At 73.1% G+C, this 8242-nt stretch carries 3 protein-coding genes and 1 pseudogene; all 4 read left to right on the top strand.

The genetic code is table 11. The features are described 5' to 3' along the window. Positions 1-368: pseudogene (locus tag ESO86_RS18700) on the top strand (serine/threonine protein kinase); the annotation flags it as partial. Next, on the top strand, positions 365-6229 hold the full coding sequence (locus ESO86_RS07480) for an Ig-like domain-containing protein (protein WP_129234339.1): 5865 nt from the start codon (positions 365-367) through the stop codon (positions 6227-6229). The pseudogene ESO86_RS18700 and the gene ESO86_RS07480, both read left to right, overlap by 4 nt. A gap of 19 nt (positions 6230-6248) precedes the next feature. After that, entirely contained in the window at positions 6249-7220 is a 972-nt protein-coding gene (locus ESO86_RS07475) for an AAA family ATPase (protein WP_129234338.1), read from the top strand. Next, positions 7217-8242 (top strand): DUF58 domain-containing protein (locus ESO86_RS07470; protein WP_129234337.1); only part of this gene is annotated, 1026 nt, incomplete at its 3' end. The genes ESO86_RS07475 and ESO86_RS07470, both read left to right, overlap by 4 nt.

Below are 8242 nucleotides of genomic sequence, written 5' to 3'. Positions count from 1 at the left end.
CGCCGCCGTCGACCGGGCGGCTCATCCTCGGCGTCGCCGTCGCCGCCGCGGTGTTCGTCGGGCTCGTCGTCGCCGGCCTCCTGACGGTCGCCGGCAGCGCCCGCGACATCCCCGTCGTCGCGGACGTCCGAGCGAGCACCGACGGCGCCACCGTCGAGTTCGCGTGGGACGACCCGGGCCTGCGGCAGGGCGACGCCTACATCGTCACCGTGCAGGGCGAGTCGTCCGCGCCCCAGCGGGCGGCCGAGTACGCCGTCACGCTCGACGACCCGGGGACCGTGTGCGCCTCCGTCACGGTCTGGCGCGACGGCAGGACCGGCGAGCCCAGCGCCGAGCGCTGCGCCGAGGTCGACGAGGTGCCGCGATGAACCTCCGGAGCCTCTGGGCGCGACGGCGTTCCGCGATCGTGACCGGTGCGTCCGTCGCGGCGGTCGTCGCGCTGGTGGCCGGGATCGCCGTGGCATCCGGTGGCTACACGGCGCAGCGGATCGACCTCGGCGATGCGTCGGTGTGGGTGTCCAACGACGGACTGCAGACGGTCGGGCGCGCCAACACCGCGGTGCACGAGCTGAACGCGGTGGTCGACACCGGGGGAACGCGATCCGAGGTCGTCCAGAGCGGCGCCACGGTGCTCGTCATGGATCGGGATCGCGCCAGCGTCGGCATCGTGGACCCGACGACGTCGACGGTCACCGCCACCGTCGCCGTCCCCGGCGACGCCGAACTCGCGCTGGCCGGCGACCGCGTCGTCGTCACCGCCGGCGGCGACCTCTGGGTCTGGCCGGTCGAGGAGTTCGCCGCGTTCGACGCGGAGGCCGACCCCTCGCTCTCGTTCGGGGCGGGGTCGGTCGTCTCGGTCGACGCGTCGGGTCGCATCCTCGCGTTCACCCCCACCACCGGCGTCATCTCGCGCGTCTCGGCCGCGGACCCCGATCGGACGCAGGCGACGTGGGAACTCGATCCGCTCGACGAGGACGCCGCGACCCAGATCACCTCGGTCGCGGGCAGGTGGGCGATCCTCGACGAGGATGCGGGCGTCGTGACGTTCGAGGGCGGGGCGAGCACGTCCCTGGAGGGACTCGCCGACGCCGGCGACGACCCGGTCCTGCAGCGGCCGGCCACGACGGGCGACGCCGTGCTGCTGGCCACGCGCGAGCGACTGCTCGAGCTCCCCTTCGACGGTTCGGAGTCCGTCGAGCTGTCCGGCGACCACGCCGGGGAGCCCGCCGCACCCGTCATCCACGAGGACTGCCGTCACGCCGCGTGGGGCGACGGCACCGCCTGGCGGCACTGCGACGGCGGTTCCGGCTCCGAGGTCGGCCTCCGCGGCGTCGACGGCGTGCTGTCGCCGGACTTCCTGGCCAACGGCGAGACGGTCGTGCTGAACGACCGGCGGTCGGGCTCGACCTGGGCGGCATCCGGCGACTACGGCCTGATCGACAACTGGGACGACCTGCTCGCGATCGAGCGCGACGACGAGACGGTCGAGCAGAACGATCCGGATGCGACGCCGACGATCGAGAAGGCCCAGGTGGCGCCGGTCGCGCTCGACGACGAGTTCGGCGCCCGACCCGGACGCGCCACGCTGCTGCCGGTGCTGCTGAACGACTACGACGCCAACGGCGACGTCCTCGTCGTCTCGGCGGTGGACGGCGAACTGCCCGACGGCGCCCGGCTCGACCTGGTCGCCGACCGGCAGCAGGTGCAGGTGACCCTCGGCGAATCGGCCCAGGGCGCGTTCGAGTTCGGCTACACGATCGACGACGGACGCGGCGGGAGCGCGCGAGCGATCGTCGGCATCACCGTCCGGCCGCCGGAGGAGAACGAGGCGCCCAGGCAGGTCCGCGAGAGCCGCGCGATGGTCGAGCAGGGCGGGCGCGTCACGACGGCCGTGCTCGGCGAGTGGGTCGACCCCGACGGCGACCCGATCTTCCTCCGACGCGCGAGCGTGGACGCCCCCGACCGGGTCTCGTCGACGGCCGATGGCGTCGTCGTGTTCGACGAGGCGGGCGACGGCGCGTCGCGAACCGTCTCCCTCGCCGTCTCGGACGGCCGCGACGAGGGCGTGGGCGCCATGGTGGTGGCCGTGCGAGCGCCCGGCGAGGCGCCGCTCATCGCGGAGTCGTTCGTGGCCCTCGCCACCGCCGGGGAGGAGATCGAGCTCGAACCGCTCCGGCACGTCCGCGGCGGCACCGGCATGCCGCACCTGACGGCCGTGCCGTCGAAGCCCGGGGCGGTGATCACGCCCGACTTCGACGCCGGGACGTTCCGGTTCCGGACCGACGACGTCCGCACGCACTACCTCGAGTACACCGTCACCGACGAGGGACGAACGGCGACCGGTCTCGTCCGAGTCGAGGTCTCGGCGCCACCCGAGCGCGACACGACGCCGGTGACGGTGCCGCACACGGCCTTCCTCCGTCTCGAGCAGCCGATGGAGGTCGACGTCCTCGCGTCCGACATCGACCCCACGGGCGGCCTGCTCATCATCACCGGACTCGCTGACCCGGTCGATCCCGCGCTCCGGGTCGAGGTCGTCGAGCACCGCGTCCTCCGGGTCACGCTCCTGCAGCCGCTCGCGACCGGTTCCACGACCTTCGACTACCGGGTGAGCAACGGCCTCGCCGACGCCGTGGGGTCGGTCACGGTCGTGGAGGTGCCGAGGCCCGATCGATTCCAGCCGCCCGTCGCCGTGGCGGACACCGCGTCGGCGCGAACCGGCGACGTCATCGACATCCCCGTGCTCGACAACGACGAGCATCCCGACGGCGACCGGCTCACGCTCTCGCCGACGCTCGTCGAGGAGCCCGAGGCCGGCCTGCTGTTCACCTCCGGATCGCGCCTGCGGTACCACGCGCCCGACCGGCCGGGCGAGTTCGAGGCGGTGTACCGCGTCGAGGGCCCCGACGGCCAATTCGGCACGGCGTCGGTGCGCATCACCGTCCGGGACGCGGACGCGGAGAGCAACTCGCCCCCCGTTCCGCGCACCGCCACGGCGCGCGTCCTCGCCGGCGGGACCGTCCGCATCCCGATCGCGCTCGGGGGGATCGATCCCGACGGCGACTCGGTGCAGCTCATCGGCCAGGAGTCCAACCCTGAGCGCGGAACCGTCGTCGATCGGGGCTCGGATTGGCTCGAGTACCACGCCGGCGAGTACTCGGCGGGCACCGACACGTTCGCGTACTCGGTCGTCGACGCCCTCGGCGCACGGGCGACGGGCACCGTTCGGGTGGGGGTCGCGCCCGGACTGGAGGGGGCGCGGCATCCGGTGGCCATCGAGGACGAGGTCACGGTGCGGCCGGGACGGACCATCGCCGTCCGCGTCCTGGAGAACGACACCGACCCGGACGGGTCGGCGCTGCGGCTCGTCGGCGTCGAGGCGAACACGCCGGGGACGGTCGTCGAGCAGGACGACGACATGGTCGTCGTCGACGTCCCGAGCGGTCCGGGAGTCCACGGTGCGATCTACACCATCGAGAACGAGCGCCAGGCGACGGCGTCCAGCTACGTGCGCATCACGGCCGACCCCGACGCGCCGCTCAGCCGGCCCGAGGCGGCCGACGTCGTCCTGAGCCTCACCGACGTGCTCGACGAGGAGGAGGTCGAGGTCGACGTCCTCGACGAGGTCTTCATCGCCGATGCGGATGCCGCCGACGCGGAGGTCGCGCTGGTTCCGGGGTACGCCGACGGAGCCCGCGCCTCCGGCGGCACCGTGCACGTCGAGGTCCAGGATCGGCGCCGCATCGTGCCCTTCTCCGTCACCCACCCCGACGACCCGGACCTGCGCGCGTACGCATTCATCTGGGTGCCCGGGCGAGACGACGCGCTGCCGCAGCTCCGCAGGGACGCCCCTCCGGTCGAGGTGACGACCGGCGAGGAGGTCGTCCTCGACCTGGAGGACTACGTCGTCGCCGCATCCGGCCGCCCGGTCCGACTCACCGACGCGGCGACCGTGCGCGCGTCGCACTCCGACGGGAGCGATCTCGCGGTCGACGCGGACACGGTCCGCTTCCGCAGCGAGGCCGGCTACTTCGGGCCTGCGTCCATCTCCTTCACGGTGACGGACGGCGACTCCGCCGACGATCCCGAGGGGCGCACCGGCACGATCGTCATCCCGATCGACGTCACGCCGAAGGAGGGTCAGCCGCCCGCGTTCGACGGGGGCGTGATCGACTTCGAGCCCGGGCAGGAGAAGGCGATCGACCTCGAACGCCTGACGAGCCTGCCCGGCTCCGAGGACGCCGAACTCGAGTACCGCATCATCGGCGACCTCCCCGACGGATTCGGCGCCGCCCTCGAGGAGACCGAACTGCGCGTCCGCGCGTCGGAGTCGACGCCGCAGGGCACGCGCACGTCGATCACCGTCGGCGTCTCGGCCGACGGCGTGGAGGGGACCCCCGGCCGCATCGAACTGCGCGTCGTGCCGTCCACCCGGCCGATCGCGCGACCTGCGCCGGATGTCGCGGTGGCACCGCGCGGGCTCACGACCTCGGTCGACGTGCTCGACAACGACGCCGCGGGCAACCCGTTCCCGGGCACGCCGCTCCGCGTCCTCCGCGTTCGCGGGCTGGGAGCCGAGAACCTGCCGGCCGGGCTGGCGGTCGTTCCCGACGCGGACCGGTCGCGGCTCTCGGTCACGGTCTCGCCCGGTGCCGAACCGGTGAACACCACGCTGGAGTACCAGGTCGCCGACGCCACGAACGACTCGAGTCGCTACGCGTGGGGGACGGTGACGATCTCCGTCCAGGACCGGCCGGATCCCGTCACCGAGGCACGCCTGACCGCGTTCCGCGACGGCGAGCTGGACCTCGCATTCGGCGCGGGCGCATCGAACAACTCGCCGATCGAGGCCTACCGGATCAGCCTGCTCGACCCCGACGGCGGCGCGGAGCTCGCCGCGTCGGAGTGCGCGGCGACCACCTGCACCGTGCCCACGCTCGGCAACGGCCCCGCAGCGGCGGTGGTGGTGCGCATCCAGGCGCGCAACGCGATCGGGCTCGGCGACCCGGTGCAGCTCCCGACGCCGGTCTGGTCGGACGTCATCCCGCCGGCCGCGACGGGACTGCGAGCGGTGCCGCTCGACGGCCGGCTCCGCGTCGAGTGGGTGCCCGTGTCGACCGGGTCGGGGAGCCCGGTCACCACGTACGTGGTCTGGATCGCCGGTTCGCCGATCGAGGTGGACGCCGATCGCGCCTGCACCGCGTCCGTCTGCTCCGTCGAGTCGCAGGGCCTCGCGAACGGCAGCTCGGTGGGCATCACCGTCAGCGCGCGCAACGGGGCGCTGCCCGCGCTCGCCGCGTGGACGGAGGCGAGCACGACCGGCACGCCCTTCGGCGCACCGATCGCCGGGGGGATCTCGGTCGACGCCGATCCCGCTGCCGGGACCGTCGTGGTGTCGTGGTCGCCCTTCGACGGCAACGGCGACGGCATGGGCGGATACTTCGTGCAGCGCCTCGTCGAGGGCGAGACCTCGGTCCCCGGGGGAGCCCAGGCCTGTTCGGTGACGAGCCCTGCGCCCGGTTCGGTCGTCGCACCGACCGTCGGCGGCTCGGTGGCCGAGATGGTCAGCGTCGGTCCGGGCGCTTCGAGCGTCCAGTTCACCGGGACCAACGTCGAGGCGGCGCGATACGGCTTCGTCGTCTGGGGCTGGAACCGAGCCGGTTGCGTGCCCACCGACGTGGCGGCGACCGTGGTCCGTCCGGCGCCCGGCGCGATCTCCGGTGTCCGGAGCGGGATGGACTGGTCCAACCCCGAGACGTGGGACCGGTACATCGACGACGTCGACGGCGGCACGAAGCGACTCCAGATCATCGCGGTCGACGCTGCCGGCGCCCAGGTCGGTTCGCCGAAGGACTTCTCGGGTTCCGGATGGCTGCGCCAGCTGCTCAATCGTCCGTTCGGACAGACGGCGCGCTTCCAGGTCCGCAGTTGCACGGTGTGGGGCACCTGCGGCCCGTGGTCCGGCACGTTCCCGAGCGAGGAGTCGCCGACGCTGACGTTCGCGCTCCCGGGCCGGACGTACGACGGGGCGACCGCGACCTGGTCCTGGACGGCCGCGCCCGCGAACAACGGCCTCCCGGCCGCGTACCGCTGCGGTGCCGACGGCGACCGGGTGGGCCGCACGGCCCAGAGCCCGACCTCCTGCCAGGTCAACGGCGCCAAGCCCGGCGACCTCGTCTGGTTGGATGTTGAGGTCGCGGGCGTCACCGCGAGGTTCGAGTCCCGATGAGTCCCACGAGGAGCACCGCATGACCATGACCCCCGAGGACGCCAACCGTTTCGCGTCGAACCTCGATGAGCTCGTGGGAGCGGTCGAGGAGATCCTGCTCGGCAAGAACCGCGTCATCCGCCTCGCGTTCACCGCACTCCTCAGCGAGGGCCACCTCCTCCTCGAGGACGTCCCCGGCACGGGCAAGACATCGCTGGCGCGCGCCATGGCGCAGTCGGTGGCGGGTTCGAGCAACCGGGTGCAGTTCACGCCCGACCTGCTCCCCGGTGACATCACCGGCGTGTCCGTCTACGACCAGCGGTCGGGCGCGTTCGAGTTCCACCCCGGCCCCGTGTTCGCGAACATCGTGCTCGCCGACGAGATCAACCGCGCGAGCCCGAAGACGCAGTCGGCGCTGCTCGAGGTCATGGAGGAGGGCCAGGTCACGGTCGACGGCCAGACCCATCGCGTCGGCCAGCCGTTCATGGTGATCGCGACGCAGAACCCCGTCGAGCAGGCCGGAACCTACCGGCTTCCCGAGGCGCAGCTCGACCGGTTCCTCATGCGGACCTCGATCGGGTATCCCGACCATGCATCCACCATCCGCATCCTCGAGGGCACCGACCAGCGCGCACACGACCACAGGGTCGAGCCGCGCCTGGACGCCGACCAGATCGTCGAGATGGCAGCGCTCGCGCGCACCGTGTACGTGGACCCCACCATCAACGACTACGTGTCCCGACTCGTCGACGCGACCCGCAGCGCGACCGAGGTCCGACTGGGGGTCAGCGTCCGCGGTGCGCTCTCCCTCGTGCGTGCCGCGAAGACCCACGCCGCCGGACGCGGACGGCACTACGTCGTGCCCGATGACGTCAAGGCCCTCGCCGAACCGGTGCTCGCGCACCGCCTGATCCTCGACCCCGAGGCGGAGTTCGACGGCGTGACGGCATCGAACATGATCGCCCAGGTGCTGATCGAGACGCCGCCGCCTTCAGCGAGGCAGGCCGGGTGACCTTCCAGACCCGCACGTCGATCCCGGAGGAGGCCGCGAAGCAGGGCCTCCTCGCGGTGACGATCGCGCGCGTGGTCGTGGCTGCCCGGCGAGCGGCATCCGTCGTCGAACGGTGGACGCGCGCGGGGCGCAGCGTGGTGACGCCCCTCGGGTGGAGTGTGCTGGCGGGATCCGTCGTCGCCCTGGTCCTCGGGTACGGGCTCGGATGGCTCGAACTCGCGATCCTCGGGTGGGGCGCGGTGGTCGTGCTCGCGGCCGCGTCGGCGTGGCTCGTCGGCCGCGGCGCCGGCGCCATCGAGCTCACGCTTCCCGTGCCGCGGGTGGCGGTCGGCGAGTCCGCCGAGGCGCGCCTCGTCGCGCACAACCCCGGGCGCCGACGTTTCTCGGGCGCGCGGCTCGAGATCCCCGTGGGGCGAAGGGTCGTCTCGCGGTTCGTGCCCGCGCTGCCCCGCGGAGGAACGTTCGACGAGCGGGTGGCGATCCCGACGGAACGGCGCGGCGTGGTCGAGGTCGGCCCCGTGCGCACGGTGCGCGCCGACCCGGTCGGGCTGATGCGACGCGAGATCGTGTGGTCCGACGTGCGGATGCTGCACGTGCACCCTCGTACGGTCGCGGTGTCCGCACTCAGCACGGGCTTCCTGCGGGACCTGGAGGGCTCGCCGACGCGCGACCTCACGGCGAGCGACATCGCGTTCCACGCACTGCGCGAGTACCAGCCCGGCGACGACCGTCGGTACATCCACTGGCGGAGTTCGGCGAAGACCGGCACGTTCATGGTCCGCCAGTTCGAGGAGACGCGACGCAGCCGCCTGATGGTGCTGCTCGACCTCGCGGCGGACGCGTACGAGGACGCGGAGGACTTCGAGCTCGCGGTGAGCGTTGCGGCGTCGATCGGGGCTCGCGCCATCCGCGACGCCAGGAGCCTCGCGTTCGTGGTCTCCGGCCGGGAGCGCCTGCGGCGGGAGCCCGCGATGCGAGGCGAGCCCGGCGCGAGTCGCGCGGCCTCAGCGGCGGCCGTCGCC

The organism is Agromyces binzhouensis, from assembly GCF_004135055.1.
Taxonomy (GTDB): Bacteria; Actinomycetota; Actinomycetes; order Actinomycetales; family Microbacteriaceae; genus Agromyces; species Agromyces binzhouensis.
The sequence above is the reverse complement of the archived record's forward strand: the minus strand, read 5'-3'. Positions and strand labels throughout refer to the sequence as shown.